At 46.7% G+C, this 19,336-nt stretch carries 14 protein-coding genes; 6 read left to right on the top strand and 8 right to left on the bottom strand.

Annotation, left to right across the window (positions count from 1 at the left end; genetic code table 11):
- Positions 1–117 precede the first annotated feature (117 nt).
- The 5 genes from RIC19_RS07815 (at position 118) to RIC19_RS07795 (ending at position 8,794) form a co-directional block, all read left to right on the top strand.
- Complete coding sequence (locus RIC19_RS07815) at positions 118–834, top strand: PaeR7I family type II restriction endonuclease (RefSeq protein WP_350177744.1); 717 nt, start codon at positions 118–120, stop codon at positions 832–834.
- Positions 834–2,447: an Eco57I restriction-modification methylase domain-containing protein gene (locus RIC19_RS07810; protein ID WP_350177743.1), complete on the top strand. Its 1,614-nt coding sequence runs from the start codon at positions 834–836 to the stop codon at positions 2,445–2,447. The genes RIC19_RS07815 and RIC19_RS07810 overlap by 1 nt, the downstream gene beginning before the upstream one ends.
- A 632-nt stretch (positions 2,448–3,079) precedes the next feature.
- Positions 3,080–6,130 carry a SusC/RagA family TonB-linked outer membrane protein gene (locus RIC19_RS07805; RefSeq protein WP_350177742.1) on the top strand — a complete coding sequence of 1,017 codons (3,051 nt, stop codon included), beginning with the start codon at positions 3,080–3,082 and terminating at the stop codon, positions 6,128–6,130.
- A gap of 9 nt (positions 6,131–6,139) precedes the next feature.
- Complete coding sequence (locus tag RIC19_RS07800) at positions 6,140–7,696, top strand: RagB/SusD family nutrient uptake outer membrane protein (RefSeq protein ID WP_350177741.1); 1,557 nt, start codon at positions 6,140–6,142, stop codon at positions 7,694–7,696.
- Positions 7,697–7,711: 15 nt separating this feature from the next.
- Complete coding sequence (locus RIC19_RS07795; protein ID WP_350177740.1) at positions 7,712–8,794, top strand: LamG-like jellyroll fold domain-containing protein; 1,083 nt, start codon at positions 7,712–7,714, stop codon at positions 8,792–8,794.
- 171 nt (positions 8,795–8,965) lie between these two features.
- Here RIC19_RS07795 and ligA read toward each other — a convergent pair whose 3' ends face one another.
- The gene (ligA, locus tag RIC19_RS07790) at positions 8,966–11,107 is read right to left on the bottom strand and encodes an NAD-dependent DNA ligase LigA (RefSeq protein ID WP_350177739.1); all 2,142 of its coding nucleotides are present in this window, start codon (positions 11,105–11,107) and stop codon (positions 8,966–8,968) included.
- A gap of 1 nt (position 11,108) precedes the next feature.
- Positions 11,109–11,954: a pseudouridine synthase gene (locus RIC19_RS07785; protein WP_350177738.1), complete on the bottom strand. Its 846-nt coding sequence runs from the start codon at positions 11,952–11,954 to the stop codon at positions 11,109–11,111.
- A 127-nt stretch (positions 11,955–12,081) separates the two neighbouring features.
- On the opposite strand from RIC19_RS07785, the gene RIC19_RS07780 reads away from it, so the two are divergent.
- Entirely contained in the window at positions 12,082–13,596 is a 1,515-nt protein-coding gene (locus tag RIC19_RS07780) for a PD-(D/E)XK nuclease domain-containing ATP-binding protein (protein WP_350177737.1), read from the top strand.
- A gap of 186 nt (positions 13,597–13,782) precedes the next feature.
- Here the strand turns inward: RIC19_RS07780 and RIC19_RS07775 are convergent, their stop codons facing one another.
- The 6 genes from RIC19_RS07775 to RIC19_RS07750 form a co-directional block, all read right to left on the bottom strand.
- Positions 13,783–14,481, bottom strand: coding sequence for an alpha/beta fold hydrolase (locus tag RIC19_RS07775; protein ID WP_350177736.1), 699 nt, complete (start codon positions 14,479–14,481; stop codon positions 13,783–13,785).
- Positions 14,478–15,182 carry an ABC transporter ATP-binding protein gene (locus tag RIC19_RS07770; RefSeq protein WP_282777653.1) on the bottom strand — a complete coding sequence of 235 codons (705 nt, stop codon included), beginning with the start codon at positions 15,180–15,182 and terminating at the stop codon, positions 14,478–14,480. The genes RIC19_RS07775 and RIC19_RS07770 overlap by 4 nt, the downstream gene beginning before the upstream one ends.
- Positions 15,183–15,258: 76 nt before the next feature.
- Positions 15,259–16,518 carry an ABC transporter permease gene (locus tag RIC19_RS07765; RefSeq protein ID WP_350177735.1) on the bottom strand — a complete coding sequence of 420 codons (1,260 nt, stop codon included), beginning with the start codon at positions 16,516–16,518 and terminating at the stop codon, positions 15,259–15,261.
- On the bottom strand, positions 16,515–17,621 hold the full coding sequence (locus tag RIC19_RS07760) for an efflux RND transporter periplasmic adaptor subunit (protein ID WP_350177734.1): 1,107 nt from the start codon (positions 17,619–17,621) through the stop codon (positions 16,515–16,517). The genes RIC19_RS07765 and RIC19_RS07760 overlap by 4 nt, the downstream gene beginning before the upstream one ends.
- On the bottom strand, positions 17,618–18,571 hold the full coding sequence (locus RIC19_RS07755; RefSeq protein ID WP_350177733.1) for a bestrophin family protein: 954 nt from the start codon (positions 18,569–18,571) through the stop codon (positions 17,618–17,620). The genes RIC19_RS07760 and RIC19_RS07755 overlap by 4 nt, the downstream gene beginning before the upstream one ends.
- A 75-nt stretch (positions 18,572–18,646) precedes the next feature.
- Positions 18,647–19,327 carry a rubrerythrin family protein gene (locus tag RIC19_RS07750; RefSeq protein ID WP_350177732.1) on the bottom strand — a complete coding sequence of 227 codons (681 nt, stop codon included), beginning with the start codon at positions 19,325–19,327 and terminating at the stop codon, positions 18,647–18,649.
- Positions 19,328–19,336: the final 9 nt, after the last annotated feature.

Raw genomic sequence — 19,336 nt, 5'->3', positions numbered from 1 at the left:
TTTGTAAATTTGAACTAAGAGGATAAGAAATGTGGGTAAGTGTTCGTAGCCGTTTTTCATTTGAATTCAAATGGGAATAAGAAGTGTATAACCAAGTTGGGAGGCATAAACAGTTAAATGAAGAAAATACCTAATAAGAAATATGAGAAGTTGCTGGCTGAAGCTGTCAAACATTTTTGGTTGACAAGATCTAGCCAGGCTATCTCAAAGAAAAAACCTGATCAGGGAACCAGAAGTTCTGTAACTGGGGGAAAACAACTTGATGGATTCATTGACCTATTAGTCGAAGTTTCGAAAGATCTGGGGATTCCGGAAAACTGTATCTATACAAAGAGAAACCAATTACCAGGGTTCTTCAGGCCAACAAAAGATTGGGATTTTTTAATTATTAGTCCTAAAAATAAGCTATTGACCGTGATAGAACTAAAATCACAGGTTGGATCATTTGGAAATAACTTCAACAACCGAACTGAAGAAGCTCTTGGAAGTGCATTTGATCTGTGGACGGCTTTCAGAGAAAAAGGATTTTCACAATCTCAACCGCCTTGGTTAGGATATTTAATTCTTGTGGAAAAATCTACCAGGTCAACTTCGCCTGTTAGAATTCGAGAACCGTATTTTAGTGTAAGGGAAGAGTTTAGAGGAACCAGTTATCTAGACAGATACATTTTGTTCTGTAAAAAACTCATGGAAGAAAGACAGTATAGTGCGACTTCGTTCATTTCCTCCACACCTGACTATAGGTTTGAATGCCCCGATGAAGAAATCTCCTTTGAGACCTTTATCAATTCATTCATTGGCTTTTTACAAGGAAAATTAAAAGAGTTCAGATAATGCTATACGGAGCTAGATCAAATGGGAATGAACATGGGTTAGTGTTAACCAAACCTGAAGTTGTCAACTTCATGCTTGATAGGGTCAATTATAAAGAAGAAAATAATTTAAAAGATTTGGTTGTCATTGAACCCTCAGCTGGTGACGGAGCCTTTGTAATCCCAATAATTGAACGATTGCTCCAATCTTCAAAAAGATATGACTTTGATTTTCAAAATGCTCTCAAAAACATAATCGCTTTTGAAATAGATTCTGAGCTGGCAAATTCTTTGGAGACTCGAATTAACAATTTTCTGGTCGAACGAGGTTTCAATAAGGTCTTACATATTGTTAAAAATGAAGATTTTCTCTTGAGTGAGTGTTCAACTGCTGATTTGTATATAGGAAACCCTCCCTATGTACGGCACGAGAAAATTCCTTTGAATCAAAAGAGGGAATATAAAAAGCGCTTTAGAACATTTAACAAGAGGGCCGATCTTTTTATTCCCTTTTATGAGAAGTGCCTAAGAAATCTTTCGAGTAATGGTCTGGTATCTTTTATATGCTCAAACCGTTGGTTAAAAAGTCAGTATGGATACTCTCTAAGAGAATTGATTAAGCTCAATTTCAATCTTCATGAAATAATTGATTTAGAAAAGGCTTCACCATTTCAAGAGGAAGTAATCGCTTATCCAGCAATTACCACAATTGGCAAAAAAAGTCACAAATCACCAAATAACTACTACTCAATTTCAGATATTGATAACCTATCTTTAATAGATTCCACAGTTGTACCTGAAAGAAAACTTGAAGTTTCAAATACCGCAAACTGGTTTCAATCCGAAGTGATTGAGACGAAATATTTAAAGCATTTTGATACTATACAAAATCAAGGGTTTAAAATTGGTATTGGGGTTGCTAGCGGAGCAGATAAAATATTCATCAGTAAATCTTTCAAAGGCGAAATCGAGGAGGAACTTCTCTTGCCTATTCTAACATCAAAAGATATACGAAACAATACTTTTTCATGGTCAGGCTCTTACATATTAAATCCGTACAATGACCAAGGAGGTCTTATAGATTTGAAAAAATTTCCCAAGGCAAAACAATATCTCGAACAAAACAAGACTCAATTAAGTCAACGCCATGTTGCGAAAAAACAACCTCAAAACTGGTATAAAACGATTGACAGAATTCATCCAACATTAAGGCACAAAGAGAAAATAATATTACCCGACATTTCAGGGAATACTCATATTTTCATTGATACTGGAAATTATTACCCTCACCACAACCTGTATTACATCTCTGGAGGCAAAAGAAAGAATGATTTAAAGGTACTTGCTTCAATATTGATGTCAGACATGGTTAAAAATCAACTATATGAGTTAGGAAATAAAATGAACGGTGGCTATCCAAGATGGCAAAGTCAAAACCTAAAAAAATTATTAATCCCGATAATTGACTCCATTCCAATCAGAGATAGGGCTGCACTGATTAGTGCTTATGACAATAAGGATTTGATTGATATAAATCACATCATCACTCAGTTCGACTATGATGCGTTTAAGATTACCGCTGGTCAACTTAAACTCTTAGAACCAGAGACAAAATATAAAACGGCCTCCCAATAAGGTGTATAATACATAGTCTTAGGGGCAGACACCACTAACCAAGAACAGCGTGAAGAAGAAATTACCAAAAGACAAGCTCTAGGACTATTTCATCCTGACCGCAAGGTTCCTTTTAGCGTGGACGTTCCTTCGTTACGGATATGGTAAATTGACTGCCGGACAATTTGGAATCAGCGAAGCTGAATTGGGCACTCCACTAAAAGATCTATCGCTCTTCAGAGTGTCCTGGTATTTGTTCGACCATGAACCCTTCAAAACATTCATAGGGGTTTCCCAAATAGGTGTTGTGGCTTCTTGATCTTTGATTATGAACAGGCTAAGGATTCCCTGCAGACAAGTAGGTTAGGCGCAGAATGTGTGCTAAAATGTTAGGTTTTAGGGAAAAGATTAGAATTTATTCAGGCACTTTGGCAGGCAAAAAACTATTTAGTAACGGGCAGAGGAAGAAACCTGCGTGTTTACTCCTCCTTCTTGTTTAAAAACAATGTTTATGTTAAATATGTAGTGTGCTTTGCCAAATAAAATTTAGGCACAACTCTTCTTCGCCGACTTACAATTTATTGGTAGCTTAGTACTTTGGATTTCTATGGAGAACGATCAAGAACCAAATTATTTAAACTTACTCTTAGTTTATGAACAAGATTTTCAAAAACTCAGCTGTTGCGAGGGCGATGTTGCTAGGGATTGCCCTCAGCTTTACAGCCTTCACTTCCTTTGGGCAGCGGACGATTACCGGCACCGTTTTCTCGGCGGACGGTAACGAACCTCTAATAGGAGCAACTATTCAGATTAAAGGAAGTGCCACAGGCACCATATCGGACATTGACGGGGCCTTTAGCATTCGGGCAACCAATAGTGACACCCTGGTTTTTTCCTACATTGGCTTTCTTCCCCGGGAAGTATTGGTTGGGGCGCAAAGCACAATAGACGTGGCGTTGGAAACCGACGCAGTTAACATGGAGGAAGTAGTCGTTATTGGCTACGGAACCCAACGGGAGCGCGATTTGATTTCCGCAATCTCCACTGTGGAGTCTGAAGATATCATAAAGACGCCCACACCACAAGCGATGCAGTCGTTGCAAGGCAGGGTTGCCGGCGTACAAATCGTAAGTAACGGAGCCCCCGGTGGCGCACCAACAGTGAGGATCCGTGGAGTAGGCTCCTTTGAAGGAGCCGGAGCACCTCTGTACGTAGTTGATGGAATGTTTGTAGATAACATTGACTTCCTTAACCCGTCAGACATTGAGACGATGTCAGTCTTAAAGGATGCATCTTCCGCGGCGATCTATGGTGTAAGAGCAGGTAATGGGGTCGTGTTGATTACGACAAAGTCCGGCTCCTTCAACCAGGCACCCCAAATTACATATGATGGATATTACGGTATCCAAAACCCGCAGAACGTCATTCAGATGTCTAATGCTCAGCAGTTTGCGCAGTACATTCAGGAGACGGGTTCAGCAGCAGACCAAGGGTTTATTGACAACGCTATGCAGCGGTACGGAAGAAGTACGGTGGACCCCAACATCCCTGCGGTGAATACAGACTGGTATGACCTCATCATGAGCCCTGCCCCGATGCAGAGCCATAACGTGTCCTTTAGCGGGGGCACCAATCAGACCAAATACTCCATAGGGCTTGGGTTCATTGACCAGGAAGGCTTGTTGAATGAGACGCGCAATGAGTTCCAGCGGTTCAACATCAGAACGCGGGTTGATGCTATATTGACCGATTGGCTTACCGTAGGAGGTAACATCAACGGAAGTCATGCCACCCGTTACGATGGCAGTAATGCAGCCTGGTTCAATGCCTATCACTCTGTGCCGATTCTTCCGAAGACTGATACCCTCAACACGGCCGCCTCTGAACCTCAGCTGGCGAACGCACAGTCATTAGGGTACAGAGGCTTACAGAATCCATTCTATTCCCTGATCTACAATGACAACCAGAACAAAATTATCAATCTGGTTGGTAATTTTTATGCTCAGGCGCAAATTATTCCCGACAAGTTATCTTTCAAAACCCAATACAATTACAACTTTGGAAGTATCAACAACCGGTCGGTTAGCTTTGCCTTTAATGATGGGGTAACGGATCGTGTTTCCAGCCTCCGAAGAAGCCAACAGACACGCTTCGACCAGGTTTGGGATAATTTCCTGACCTACAACGATAATTTTGGAAAGCACAATTTGAAGGTTACAGCGGGGCAATCTTACCGAAGCGAATCTGTGGAAGGCCTGTTTGCTCGGGGTACAGAGCTCGACCCTAACCCTACCCGGGACAATGAGGAGCTTTGGTATCTGGACCGGGCCCTTAATTTTGAGCAGGATGGAATTGGTGATTTTGGCTCGAATTTGTTCTTCATGTCCTACTTTGGCCGGCTTTCCTACAATTTTGACGACAGGTACCTGCTTTACGGTACGTACAGAGCCGACGGCAATAACAAATTCCAAACCAAATGGAATAATTTCGCCACTATAGGGGGTGGATGGATTGTAACCGGAGAGCCCTTTTTCAACATCTCTGGGATCGACTTCCTGAAGCTACGTGCCAGCTGGGGACAACTGGGCAACGATGCCATCAGCCCTGCTGTCGGAACGCCAACCTTAAACCCGGGTAGATTGACCGTCTTCAACGGAGCTCCGGTAGAAGGCCGGGTTTTTGATCCGACGTTCGACCTCATTGACCGCCCGGAAACCACTGTTGAGACCAACTTTGGATTAGACGCACGCTTTTTCAAAGACAGATTGTCGATCTCAGCGGATTACTTCATACGTGATACCAGAAACCTGGCCATCTTTATTGAGCAGCCTTTGATTAGAGGTGCTGTGAGAAGGAGCCTCGGCGAGATTAGAAATGAGGGGCTTGAGGTTACAGCCAACTGGACAGGAGGCACCGGAGATTTCCGCTACAATATTGGAGGTAATTTTGCAACGCTCAACAACCAGGTGCTAAGCCTTGGCGGAGCAGATTTCCAACAGACAGGGGGTGAATTCCTCCAACGCTCGACCGTTGGTGGCTCCTACCTGGCCTTTTTTGGATACGAGATTAATGGCGTATTTCAAAGCCAGGCAGACATTGATAATAGCGGATACACTGAAGAATTCCTCACGAATACCAATCTGGCTCCCGGAGATTTCTTCTTCAGAGACCAAAATGGAGACGGTGAGATCAATGACGAGGACCGGGTGGCACTGGGCAGCTTCCTGCCTGATTTGACATTCGGAGCCAACTTAGGGTTTTCCTGGAAAAACATTGATTTCAGTATGCTGTTACAAGGGCAAATGGGGCATCAAATCCTCAACCGTAAGCGAGGGGAAATCATTTTCACCAACGATACGAATATCGACGCGGAGCTGTTTAACAATCTGTGGAGAGGCAATGGAACATCCGACCGGTATCCTTCTGCAGCGGGCCTGAGAAAAGGCTGGAACCAAAACAGTAGCGAATATTTTATCGAGGATGGAGATTTCTGGCGCATACAGAATGTACAAGTCGGCTATACCTTTGGAAATGAGGGCTCACCAAATGCCAATATGCCGACAGTTCGATTGTATGCAACGGCCGAACGGCCACTTACTGTGTTTGATTACAATGGATTTAATCCTGAAGTACCTAACGGAATCGATCGTCAGGTCTATCCTGTAGCAGCAGTCTACACACTGGGATTGAATGTGAAATTTTAAATTTTTGAAATGATGAAGACTATAAAAATAGTATTTAAAGTTACGATGGCATTGTTGCTTTCTGCAACGATCCTTCCTTCGTGCCAGGATATTGTTGACGAACCATTGCAAAATGTGCAACCTGCCGAGGGGGTAGACTATACAAGGTCTGAGGATATGGTTCTCCTCATTCAGGGCGCCTACGGCGAATTCAATTTTCTGCAGTGGGAAACTTTCCCCGTGATAAGCGTCAGAGGAGATGATGTGAACGCCGCTGGCGACCAATTCCCGCTTACGGAAACGGATGCGTTCCGCTACGATAGGAGCTTTTGGATGTACAATTCCGCCTGGCTCAATCTTTACGGAGATATTATCAACTCCAATGGTTTGATTGAGGGGGTCAACAGATTTAAGGAGAATGGAGCTGACGCTCAGCTGGCTGATCAGTACATCGCAGAAATTCGGGTCATGAGAGCCTTTGCCTACTTACAGGCCGCCCGTTTATGGGGCGATTTGTTCATCTTCGAGTCGAGCGATCCTACTACACTGGTTGATCTGGAAATATCTGAGTTTGAAGAGGTCATGCAACATATTTCAGATCAGATGGATTTGGCGATTCCTGACTTGCCAGATGCCCGTCCAAACCAACGTACGGATATTCAAAATGGCATAACCAGATATGCAGCATTGGCCCTGAAAGCCTATGCCAACCTGGAATTGAAGAACTGGCAGGAAGCGGTCAATGCGACCGATGAGATCATCAGTTCAGGGCTTTTTGAATTGTACCCGGATTTTTATGACGCCTTTAATATTCCGGGCAAAAACAGCAACGAAAGCATTCTGGAACTGCAGTACTCAGATTTTGGGCAAAGCTCAGGTACCAATACCCGCTATCTGTGGAACTTCTTCGGGCCTGCAAGCTACTCACCTGCCGTAGAAGGCATCGGTGGCGGCTGGGGCTTCTGGGAGCCTAATGAGAAGTTTATCAAGTTTATGCTTGACCGGGGTGAGGAAACGCGCCTTATTGGTAGTGTGAACTTTACGCCTGACGGGATTGCGAGCATAGAAAGTGACCCAAGCTACAGCCCTTTGCCTGATTTTGTCACGAATGTTTCACCCGATGGTGACATCTTCAACAACCACCCGAGGTATAATTTCCAAAGCGCGAAGCACTATATGCCTTCCAATCAGTACACGCCCGGAAGAACAACCTTTGGAGAGAACAATAACTTCCGGGTAATTCGGTATGCAGAGGTATTACTTATGCATGCAGAAGCGCTGGTTTCCGGAGCATCAAGTAGTGTGATGAGTGCTGATGAGGCGGTCAATATGGTCAGAGAAAGAGCAGAAATGCCTGCCTTAACTACCGTAGACCTGGATGCTGTTTTGGATGAAAAGTATGCGGAATTGGCAATGGAATGGGGGCACCGGTTCTATGACCTGGTGCGGCATGACCGCGTTGAGGAGCTTGGTCATGACATAAATGGGGAGCAGGTGAGCTACCAGCGAAATGAGCGGTACTTACCGTACCCACTGTTGCAGCTAGACCTGCTGCCACAATTGAAGGACCACAACAACAATGAATAATTACAACAATTTGATATGAAATTCTCAAAATATATTTGGCTTTTTGTCATCGCATTGGCTTTTGGTTGTGACGAAGGCTACATCGATGATATCACTCCCGTAGAGGCTGGTTCCGATACGGAAAACCCGGACGTGACCATCAACTTCCCTGCAAACGGGACCTTGATTCGGGTCGTAGAAGACCTGACCAACATTACAGTTAGTTTCGAAGTGACAGATGACATCTTCCTGGAACAGGTTACGCTGCAGTTGGATGGTACCACTTTTGCTACCTTGTCAAACTTTAAGGACTTTCGAAGGGTAGTCGAAGAGGTGGTCTATGAAGATTTAACCAATGGCCCGCACACCCTGACCATTACGGCAGTGGATGGAGATGGCAAAACGGGCTCCGCTTCAGTAGACTTCGAGAAAACCGAGCCTTACACCGCAAAGTATGACGGTGAGGTGTTCTACATGCCTTTTGACAATGAGTATCTGGAGTTACTCACTTTAACTTCTGCCGAAAGGGTAGGTAGTCCAGGGTTTACTTCAGATGCAAAAGTTGGAACCGGCGCCTATGCTGGTGCAGTAGGTGCGTATTTGACTTTTCCGGCAGCAGGGCTGGCCAATGAGGAGTTTTCGGCTGTGATGTGGTATAAGCTGAACGCAGAGCCTAACCGCGCCGGAGTCCTTGTTATGGGACCTGAGGGTGAGGATGCCCCACCTGCTACCTTGAACAATGGATTTAAATTCTTCAGAGAAGCTGGAGGAGATAATCAGGTGTTCAAGCTTAATGCCGGTACTGGCGAAGGGAACAGTTGGTTTGATGGTGGTCAGGATGCCAGCCTGAATCCGGCAGTGGACACCGACTGGCAACACCTTGCTTTCACCATCTCCCCGGAAGGCAACACCGTCTACATCAACGGAAACGTTGTGAGAACGGGCGACTTTGCTGGACCAAGCTGGGAAGGTGTTGAGATCATGTCAATTATGTCAGGTGCGCCAAACTTCACGCATTGGGACCATAACTCTGACGCAAGTCAGCTGGATGAGTTGCGGATTTTCAACAGGGCGCTGACCCAGGAAGAAATCCAGCAAATCATTGATGACGAATCGTAAGGCCTAAAGCTGTTTACGATACTTTAAATGTTGGATGCTCCAAAGCGGAGTATCCAACATTTTTTTTGCGTACTAGCAACTGACCGAAAGCATTAAATCCTGCATATACCCTCGCAGCCCTTCGATAAAGCAAAGCTTTTGAACGTTCACTACCAAAGTTAAGCTGGGAAATCAACTCAGCTGTGCCAGAAATTCCTCCTCCGTTAAGACCTGAACAGTGCCCAGCGCCTGTGCTTTTTTAAGCTTGGAGCCGGCTTTCTCGCCCACCACCAGCACATCCAGATTGCCGCTCACGGCGCTGATGTTTTTCGCCCCGGCGGCTTCTGCTTTGGCTTGTGCCTCCTTCCGGCTCATCGTTTGCAGAGAGCCGGTGAACAAAATGGTTTTGCCGACAAAGGGCCCGTCACCGGAAGCCGCTTTGGGGATATCGTCCTCTGTTTGCTGTAAGTTGACGCCAAGGGCTTCCATCTCTTCCAGCATTTTGATATGGTGCTCGTCCTGGAAGTAGGCGGCGATATTTTCGGCAACTACCGGCCCGACATCTTTGATATTGGTGAAGTCTTCTGTGGTCCATTCCCGCAGGTCCAGCACATGCTTGATCTCCGCTGCGATAATCTTGGAGACCTTCCGCCCCAGGTGGTGAATGGCCAGGCTGTGCAGCAGCCGGTGAATGGGGTTTTGCTTCGCTTTTTCAATGGAGGCCTTGAGATTATCGGCTGATTTTTGCCCGAAGCCTTCCAGTTGGGCAATTTGGTCGTAGTCCAGGCGGTAGACATCGGCAATGGTGCGCAGCCAGCCGAGCTCGTAGAACCGCTCGATGATGGACTTGCCCATGCCGTCAATATCCATCGCGTTTTTGGAGACATGGAAGATGACCTGCTGCAAATTTTGCGCTCCGCACACACAAGTAGGGCAGCGCCAGGCGGCTTCTCCCTCTGCCCGGACCAGCTCCACCGGCTCATCCGTATCATTCACCGGGCAGTGATGTGGGAATTTGATAGGCTGTTCGGACCCGTCCCGGAGTTCGTCCATCGCTTTGACGATGTAGGGGATGACGTCACCGGCACGCTCAACCAGCACCGTATCTCCAAGGTGCAGGTCCTTACCGGTGATGAAGTCCTCATTGTGGAGGGATACGGAGGCTACCGTTACGCCCGCCAGTTGCACGGGCTCTACCTTAGCCACCGGAGTGATGGATCCTATTTTGCCCACCTGATACTCCACATTCAATAATTTGGTAGTCGCCTGTTTGGCTTTGAATTTGAAGGCGATGGACCAGCGGGGGTGGTGGCTCGTATAGCCGGTGCGTTCCTGCAGCACCCGGTCGTTGACTTTTACGACCATGCCGTCGATTTCGTAGGGATAGTCCTCCCGTTTTTCCTGCCACTTCAGGCAAAAGTCAACGACCTCTTTGATGTTTTGGCAAACCTTACGCTCGTCGCCCTCAGCAGGTACCTTGAAGCCCAGCTGATGCAGCATATCCAGGCTCTCCTTATGGGAGTTGAAGTTGCTCAGTACGCTTTCACCATTCTCGCCGATAGCAAACCCCAGGGTGTAAATGAAAGCCTCCAAACCACGCCGGGCGACTTCCTTGGGATCCTTCATACGCAGGGCACCGGTGGCGGTATTCCGGGCATTGGCAAACAAAGTCAGCCCCTCCTTTTGGCGGGTGGCATTGATCTCCTCGAATACATCTTTCCGGATGAGCACTTCGCCCCGCAGCTCAGCTTTCTGAATGCCGTATTTAGAAAAGGCAGCTTTTAGCGGTACCGACCGGATTACGCGGGCGTTAGCGGTCATTTCCTCGCCCATTTGCCCATTGCCCCGGGTGGCGCCCCGCACCAATTGATCGTTCTCATAGACCACTGCTATGCTGCCCCCGTCGTACTTGGGCTCCACAGCGTACTCGATGTCTTGTTCTTCCGGGATATTAGCGTACCGCTTGATCTGCTTGTCAAATTCCACCAGGTCTTCCTCATTGTAGGAATTGGCCAGGGAGAGCATAGGCGTGAGGTGCTCCACCGAGGGGAAGTCTTCGATCAAGTCGCTGGAAACCCGCTGTGTAGGAGAATCGGGCGTAACCTGATCGGGATATTCGACCTCCAGCTTTTCGAGTAATTTGTAAAGCTGATCGTATTCGAAATCGCTTACGACCGGGTCGTTGAGGATGTAGTAGCGGTACTCGTGGTACACGATGATTTGGCGGAGTTCATTGATCTGTTCATCCCCGGATTGTTGATGTATAGCGCTGCCGGCATTCAGGAATTCCTTCGACAGGCTGTAAAGCGATTGCTGTTCTTCTTTGCTGTACATATCAAATAAAGTGCTTAAGCATAATGATTTCCCGTTCAGTCAGGTGGCGGGAGAAACCCTTAGGCAGGTCTTTTTTGGTCAGCCCGGCGTAGTAAGAGCGGTCGAGCCGTTTGACCTCATAGCCCAGGTGCTCAAAGATACGGCGTACGATTCGGTTGCGGCCAATATGAATCTCGATGCCGACCTCATTTTTCTTACCACCGCGCAGGTAGTCCACGCCGTCTACAGGAGTGGGGCCGTCTGCCAACTCCAGGCCCTGCCGGATGGCCTCGATGTGCTCGGTGGAGACGTTTTTATCCAGGGTCACCTGATAGAATTTTGTGATTTCGTGACTGGGGTGGGCGAGTTTCTTGGCCAGGTCGCCATCGTTGGTCAGCAGGAGCAGGCCGGTAGTTTCCCGGTCGAGGCGGCCTACAGGGAAGATGCGCTCCGGCACCTTGTCGCCTACGAGGTCGAGTACCGTTTTGCGGCCCCGGTCATCGCTTGTGGTGGTGATGTAGCCCCGGGGCTTGTTGAGCAGCAGGTACACCTTGCGTTCCTCCGGCTTGATGAGTTCGTCTTTAAAGCGGATTTCATCCCCTTCCTGTACCTGATAGCCTGGTGAGCGCTCCACCTGACCGTTGACGGTGATCAGCCCGTTCTTAACATGCTCAGCGGCCTGCCGGCGGGAGCAGATGCCCGAGTGGGCCACGTATTTATTGAGGCGCATGCCTTCCACCTCCGGCTGCTCGTGCACAGGGCCTGGTTTAGCAGGCTTGGCAGGGCGTGGCTTTTGGGAGAAAGAACGGTTGGGCTTTTTGCGGCTGTTATTCTTGCGGTTGCGGTCGTGCTTTTTGGGTGGCGGCATATACGGATGGCTTGACTTTGTTTGAGGGGCAAAGGTACGGAAATTGGGGGGATACTGCTTTATGTTGATGTTCTCAGGTTCCAGAACAGATAAAAAACTGAAGGTCTAATTTCCTATCTTTGGAGGTATGAAGTATCCAATTGGCATACAGGATTTTCGGGAGCTGAGGGAAGGCGACTATGTTTATGTAGATAAGACTAAATATCTTCATAGGATTATTGCAGGAGGAAAATACTTTTTCCTCTCTCGCCCCCGACGTTTTGGTAAAAGCCTGCTGCTTTCCACAATAAATGAGCTGTATAGAGGGAGCAAGGAGTTATTTCAGGGGCTTTGGATTGAAAACCACTGGGATTGGGAAGGTGAGCACCGGCCAGTCATTTGGTTGCGTTTTGCTTCCTTCAACTACAAGCATAACGAGCTCAAAGCAGCCATTCGGGAAGGCGTGGAGGAAGCAGCCGAAAGCATGGGGGTTGAATTGGATGATCGTGAACTTAAACATCCGCTTCAACAGCTTATTCAAAAAGCGCATCATCACTTTGACCAGAAAGTGGTATTGCTTATTGATGAGTACGACAAGCCGATTATCGACTACCTTGACGAACCTGAAAAAGCAGAAGCTAACCGGGATACGCTAAAGTGGTTCTATTCGGTTTTAAAGGATAGCGACCCCTATCTGGAGCTTGTGTTTATAACGGGCGTTTCGGCTTTCAGCAAAGTCAGCATCTTTTCTGACCTCAACAACCTGTATAACCTTTCCCTCGTAGCCCCGGCCCGTACCTTGCTTGGCATCACGCAGGAAGAGCTGGAGCACTATTTTGCGCAGCCTTTGGAAACCGTGGATAAAGAGGAGGTCCGGCGGTGGTACAATGGCTATTCCTGGGGCGGCACAGAGAAAGTGTACAACCCCTTTTCAATCTTAAGTTTCTTCCGGGGTGGGGGAGAGTACCGAAATTTCTGGTTCGAGACCGGTACGCCAACCTTTCTAGTAAAAGAAATGAAGAAGCGCAGCTATTTCAACCTGAGGGATACGCTTGCCACCCAGCATGACCTCAATAGTTTCGACCTGCGTAATTTACAGCCCATCCCCATCCTTTTTCAAACGGGTTATCTCACCATTAAGCACTATGAGCCGGCAGACTTGGTTTATACCCTTGACTACCCCAACCAGGAAGTCCGGCATTCCCTTCAGGAAGTGCTTTTGAAAGAGTATCTCGATTATCCGTCTGAGAATCCGGTACCAAAAGTATTGCGGCTGCGGGAGGCAATGCGCTCCGGTCATTTAGAGGAAGCTTTTCAGATTATCAATTCGGCTTTTTCAGAAATTCCTTACGATCATTGGAAGGGGCAAACGGAGCATTTTTACCACGCTGTAGTAGCTTTGATTTTTTCATTGTTAGGGACCTACATTCGCTCAGAAGTACATTCTTCCCGCGGCCGCTGCGATGCGCTGGTGGAAACGGCTGATCGTGTTTATGCGCTTGAGTTCAAATTGGATAAAAGTGCGGGAGAAGCGCTTCAGCAAATTCAGGATAAAGGATACCTTGAGCCCTACGCGGACTCGCCCCGGCAAAAAATCGCTGTAGGCATCAACTTCTCTTCAGCAGAACGGCGCATTGTGGAATGGGAAGCGGCGGAGCTATAATTTTAAAGTCCGCTTCTGAGCATTTACTGTTAGAGCTTGTTTGGAGCGGTTTCGTCATGAAAATCAAGGATTTATGGTTCTGGCGAAGTCACTAAATTTGAGTTTAGCGGGCTAAATGAAAATTTAGTGAGGAAGTCAGGTTCATAAAGCGTTGATTTGCAATAGGAACGAGCTCCAAACATGCTCTTAGTGAGATAGCACATACTCAAGAAACAAATACTGATACGTCATCTCCCGGATCCGCGTCCGGTAGGGGATACTGCCCGGATGATAATTTCTGCTCAAATGCAATAGCACTGGAGCATCGTTGGTCTGCAGGGCGCGGTACCGGGCGGCTGCTTTCATGATTTGCCAGTAGGGCGTTTGCAAATCGTAGAGACCACCGAGCATCAGAATGGGCGGATAAGCCTGCGCTTTGACGTTTTGGTAGGGCGAGTAAGCCTGCAGCGCCTGAAGCTCTGCCGGCCGGTCGGGGTAGCCCCATTCAGGGTATTCCAGGCTGGTGAGCGGGAGAAGGCTGTCCAGGGAAACGCCAAGGGCATCGAGAAAGGGATAGTCCAGAATCACTGCGTCAAACAGCTGAGGGTGCTCATTAAGGGCGGCGGCGATGATCAGCCCCCCGGCACTCTGCCCGTAGGCAAAGGTCTTGGGAAGTTGAAGTTCCTCTCGGACGTAAGCGGCGCAGGCCAGGTAGTCTGAAATACCCACAGCTTTATTAGCTCCCCGGCCCGCCCGGTACCACGGCCAGCCTTTAGCCCGGCTGCCCCTAACGCTGGCCTGAGCCACCACATAGCCCTCGTCCATCAGCAGGCGCTCGTACTCGTCAAAGTTGGCCTCGCTAAAGGCACCGTATACCGATAGCAGCACGCCTTTGGTGGCCTTCACGTTTTTGAAGTCGCTCCGGTAGCTGAGCCGATGATTCTCCCGTCCTCCATGGTGATGGTTCTTTGCGTATTGGCCGCAAAATCCAGATCGTGGGTCACGATCAATAAAGACTGCTGGTATTCTTCTGCGAGCTCCTTGAAAATATGGAACACTACATCACTATTTTTTTTGTCCAGATTGCCGGTAGGCTCATCTCCCATGATAATCAGGGGGTCATTAATGAGTGCTCTGGCGATGGCCACGCGCTGTTTTTGGCCACCACTCAATTGGTTAGGATACTTTAGGGCTTCTTTTTCTATGCCCAGGATTTTTAGTTTCTCATAGGCATGATGTTCTACTGCTTTGGGCGTGAGCTTTCCGTACTTGAGCCCTGGCAGCATGACGTTTTGGAGGTTGTTGAATTCGTTGAGCAGGTAGTGAAATTGAAATACGAAACCGATTTTTTCATTTCGCACCTTGGCTAGTTCCGCGTCCTTTTTGTTTTTCATGCTGACACCGTCCAGCAGCAACTCCCCTTCGTAGCTCGTATCCATGGTCGATAAGATGTAGAGTAAGGTGGATTTGCCGCAGCCCGACTTGCCGACAACAGAAACAAACTCGCCTGCGTGGATTGCAAAACTCACATCGGTTAGCACCTTCACGGTAATCGGGTCATGAAATGATTTACAGATACCGATGGCTTCTATGACTTTTTTTTCCATAATCAGGACTACTTTAACAACAACGTCCACCTTTCTCTCCAATCCGAAATGTGGTGTTTGTAGATGCTACCAGCTATTATTTTCCCCGGATGATATCTACAGGATCTATCCTGCTGGCTTTTTTAGAAGGGAAGTACCCTGCCAGGTAGGTCGTAATGATCGAAAAAACAGCTCCAATTATATAGAATTTGGGGTTGTAGCTAATGGGGTACGTTTTTACGGTCGGCAATGAAGGCGTGTCGAAGGGGATTTCTCCAATCAAAGCGGAGAGCCCTAATCCAAAGATCAGTCCAAGTGCTCCGCCAACCAGGCCAATGGTCAGGGCAATGGTAATGAATATAGCATTGACATCCTTGCCGGAAAACCCTGTTGCTTTCAGAATTGCAATGGAATCCATTTTTTCGTAGATCATCATGTTCAGGATGTTATAGATTCCAAACCCGGCAACAATAAGTAAGGTGATCCCCACAGCGTAAGAAATCAGTGTCCGTACCGAGCTGCCGGTTTCAAATTGAGCATTAGCGGTTTGAATATCGATGGCTTCTGTGCTGAATCGGGTATGGTACCTTTGGGCAAGGGCTGGCGCCAGGGTGATGTCATACAATTTGATCTGAATATCCGTTACGTAACTCACCGGTTTTCCGAGTATCTTCTGGGTAGTGGCGAGGGTCGCATAGCTTTGCACTTTGTCGAGCTCTTCAATTCCGGATTGAAAAAAGCCAACGACCTTTAAAGGGAAGCGGGTGCCATCGCTGGTCGTGATTTGAATGTTGTCACCAATCTGGACAAGCATCTTTTTTGCAACCCCGATGCCCAGAATGATACTGTTGGGGGTGTTTTTTAAATCCAGGGTTTTGCCTTGTACCACATAATCCTGGAAGATAAAAAGCCTGTTTTCCGCATCTACATCAATACCGTTGATGACCCCGGTTAAATTAATGGCGCCCACGTTGTAAAAAACGGCAACGGTGTTTTTGGGAGCGACCCCCCGAACATTCGGGTCGTTTTCCAGGGCTCTGATGATGGCTTTACTATTCCGAATCTCCGGCAGCTCATTTTTTGGTTTTATATGCTTTACAAAATGGTAAGCTCCCGGGTAGGCCGTTGACCTGTCAATAGGTTGAACGGGGGAAGGTAAGATTTCGTTGTAGAGCCTTATGTGGGGCGTACGGTTTAAAATCAGGTTGTCGAGCAGATCATTCAACCCCGCCATGAAACTCAGCAAAGTGATGAACATCGTAATGCTGAAGGTGACCCCAAAGGCTGCAATTATCGTTTGCTTTAGCCTGGCAGTGAGCAACGCCACTGAAATCCGTGCAATGAGGTTGATTTTCATTGCCCGGGGAGTATGAGGGCTTCATTAGCATCGATTCCGGAGCGGATTTCCACCATTTGGTAGTCTTTCAAACCTGTCTTTACGATTAGCCGCTCCCCGGCCTCGTTCACTACGATAGAATCGTTCAATACGTAATTTCTCGGTACCAGTAGGGCGTCTTTTTTAGTGCTAATCACCACATTGGCTTCAAAGGAAATATTGGGGTACAGTACGCTCGGTGGGCGGACAAATTCCGCTTCTACGGTAAAGGTTTTGCTTTGTATATTCATGATGGGATTGATTTTGGATACCACGGCATCGAAGACAGAATCCCGATAACTGTTGAGCACTACCAATACAGGCATACCCAATTGGATGGCCACAATATCATATTCATCGATCTGCATTTCGAGCAGGTATTTCTCATCATCACCGATGATGCCAAGTGGAATTTGAGGGGTAACCATTTCTCCCTCGGTGAGATTCATCTGATAAACCCTGCCTTTGATTTTACTTTTCACCAGGTAGTCACCTGTGTTTTCATTGCTGATTAGCAGGTTGTTCCGGGCTTGCCTGGAGAGGTAACTCAATTGCCTTTCCAGTTCCTTTCGTTGCTCCTGTGCAGACGCATAGTTGTTTTTGGAGCGCTCGAAGGTAAGTGCTCGTTGCTCCAGTTCTACTTTGGACCCAATGTTTTGGGCCCACAGCCTTTTTTGTCTTTCCAGCAGGGAGGAATCATTTTCGAGTTGGCTTTTCATCAAATCGGCCAACGATTTGGCTTCGTCTAATTTCCCACGATTTAGGCTCAATGCATTGAATACCGCTGATAATTCGGCATTGTCTGCCATTAATTGCTGCGCATCATTCGCTATAGAAAGCAAGGGAGAGCCTATGTCTACGGCTGCCCCTTCGTCTGCAAAAACCTCGTCAACAATACCGCTGACCGTGGCAAAAACCTCGTATTGGTTCTCACTCACGATAACTCCGGAAGCGTACACCGATTCCGTGATCGATTGCCGGACAGGCTTAATGCTGTCCGGCTGAGATTGGCAGGCACCTAGCAAAATCAGTGAGCCCAGCAACGCATTTACGATCTTCTTCTGTAGCGGTTTACGGTCTTTCATGAAAGCTTCACTTTAACCTCCTGACAGTTTTCTATTATGGTTTGACAGATTTGATCAATTGGTACTGAAGTCGTATTCTCCTCCAGCGGGTCACCATATAAATTAGCCAATTTATTGATCGTTAGAAAAAGCGTACTGACAATAGAAAGCAGGGGGATGGCAAGTAATTCCAGATGACTATCTTCCCCTCCAATATCAATATCACCAATAATAAAGGGAATCATTAAAACATAAAACAGCACCGTTACCCGAGTAAAAGCGCTGTATATTTTTAAGAAGGGGGTATTGTTGATCCGTTCGGCTTTGCCTTGAATATTGTAAAACTGATTAATGTGTTCCATTAAGTCGCGTTTTTCAATATTTGCTTTGTCCGCAAATACCATTTCAATCTTGGTGGATAATGAAATCAAAACCTCATTACTCACTTTATGGGTCTGTTCAACCGCATATTTCTTAAAAAGCGACTGCGTTTTTTGATCGTAAGGAGGATGTGGAACTTCGTGTATTTCATTTTTTAACTGGCTGATGTAGCAGCACGTTAAATCAATGAGCTCTTTAGCTATAACGGTCCTGTTTATATCCTCATCCGGGACTATGTTAGAAGGGGATTGGAAGTAGGTGTAGATTTTAGCAGTAAAACTTCTCGAATTATTGACTAAGTTCCCAAATATTTTACGTGCTTCCCACCATCTGTCGTAAGCCGAGTTCATTCTAAAACCTAAGAAAAAGGCAACAGCAATACCAAAAACGGAACCGATTTGCGCTGAGACTTTGAAAATATGATCGCCAATGTTTTCTTCCAGAAGAAATACGAATGCGGCGTAGGCTGCGGTCAACGCAAAGTAAGGAAGTGTGATTTTGATAAGCGCTCCCAATCCCTGTTTCTCGGTTCTAATCATCTTCAAACATACTCTAAAAGACCCACAAGCATGATTTAGAGATGCTAACATAGCATCCCTATTAATAACCCCACCATCGGTATGATAATGGGTAAATACTAATATGCTCTGTTCATGATTTTTGTTTTACAAACTCGTCACCGGAATAAACAGCTTAGAATCCGTCATTGAAATTTCACAGCGGCTGGGGGCCGTGGTTGCGTAGGTGTTTCCGCAAGTGGGGCACAAATAGTAGATGGTTGGGAGCGTCCCGTCGGTATTGGCTTCGAGTTGAGCCAAAGCGTCTATGTAAAAATCACGGTGCTTTTGCTCTACTTTGTACGCATAGGTGAAGCTAATCTGGGCCATGTAATTTCCGGAAGCGTTGGCATTTTTGATGAATTCCGGATACATCGTACTGAACTCGTAACTTTCTCCCTCGATAGATTCTTTTAGGTTTTCAGTCGTCGATTTTACCGTGAATTCCGGGGTGATTTCCGGTATTTTTTCCCCCATTCTGGTTAAAACGACCTTATGGTTATTGGCGTGAATCAATTCCGCCCCGGAAGCGGCTTTGAAAAGCAATGCTATTTCGGGATGCCCCTCTTCTGCTGCTTTTTTACTGTAAGCCGCGTATTTAAAGTGAGCGGTCGTCTCTCCTTTATAGGCCTCATGCATGTTCTCAAGGGTCAGCGTTTGCGGATCTTTCTTTCCGTCTTCTTCTAACGTTTTGACCGCGCTTTGGTCGGTAGCTTGCTCTTCACAAGACGAAAGTAGCGCACCTAAAGAAGCCAGTCCTAAAATGAATATTAATGTTGACTTTTTCATTATTGTTGT

It is taken from the genome of Phaeodactylibacter sp. (genome assembly GCF_040219495.1).
Classification (GTDB): domain Bacteria; phylum Bacteroidota; class Bacteroidia; order Chitinophagales; family Saprospiraceae; genus Phaeodactylibacter.
Note: the sequence above shows the minus strand (reverse complement) of the source record. Positions and strands in the feature narration are given on the sequence as shown.

Coding starts and splice junctions, on each gene's coding strand:
- RIC19_RS07750 (WP_350177732.1), bottom strand. CDS start 19,327: ATGAAAAAGTCAACATTAATATTCATTTTAGGACTGGCTTCTTTAGGT.
- RIC19_RS07755 (WP_350177733.1), bottom strand. CDS start 18,571: ATGTTAGCATCTCTAAATCATGCTTGTGGGTCTTTTAGAGTATGTTTG.
- RIC19_RS07760 (WP_350177734.1), bottom strand. CDS start 17,621: ATGAAAGACCGTAAACCGCTACAGAAGAAGATCGTAAATGCGTTGCTG.
- RIC19_RS07770 (WP_282777653.1), bottom strand. CDS start 15,182: ATGGAAAAAAAAGTCATAGAAGCCATCGGTATCTGTAAATCATTTCAT.
- RIC19_RS07800 (WP_350177741.1), top strand. CDS start 6,140: ATGATGAAGACTATAAAAATAGTATTTAAAGTTACGATGGCATTGTTG.
- RIC19_RS07805 (WP_350177742.1), top strand. CDS start 3,080: ATGAACAAGATTTTCAAAAACTCAGCTGTTGCGAGGGCGATGTTGCTA.
- ligA (WP_350177739.1), bottom strand. CDS start 11,107: ATGTACAGCAAAGAAGAACAGCAATCGCTTTACAGCCTGTCGAAGGAA.
- RIC19_RS07795 (WP_350177740.1), top strand. CDS start 7,712: ATGAAATTCTCAAAATATATTTGGCTTTTTGTCATCGCATTGGCTTTT.
- RIC19_RS07765 (WP_350177735.1), bottom strand. CDS start 16,518: ATGAAAATCAACCTCATTGCACGGATTTCAGTGGCGTTGCTCACTGCC.
- RIC19_RS07785 (WP_350177738.1), bottom strand. CDS start 11,954: ATGCCGCCACCCAAAAAGCACGACCGCAACCGCAAGAATAACAGCCGC.
- RIC19_RS07780 (WP_350177737.1), top strand. CDS start 12,082: ATGAAGTATCCAATTGGCATACAGGATTTTCGGGAGCTGAGGGAAGGC.
- RIC19_RS07815 (WP_350177744.1), top strand. CDS start 118: ATGAAGAAAATACCTAATAAGAAATATGAGAAGTTGCTGGCTGAAGCT.
- RIC19_RS07810 (WP_350177743.1), top strand. CDS start 834: ATGCTATACGGAGCTAGATCAAATGGGAATGAACATGGGTTAGTGTTA.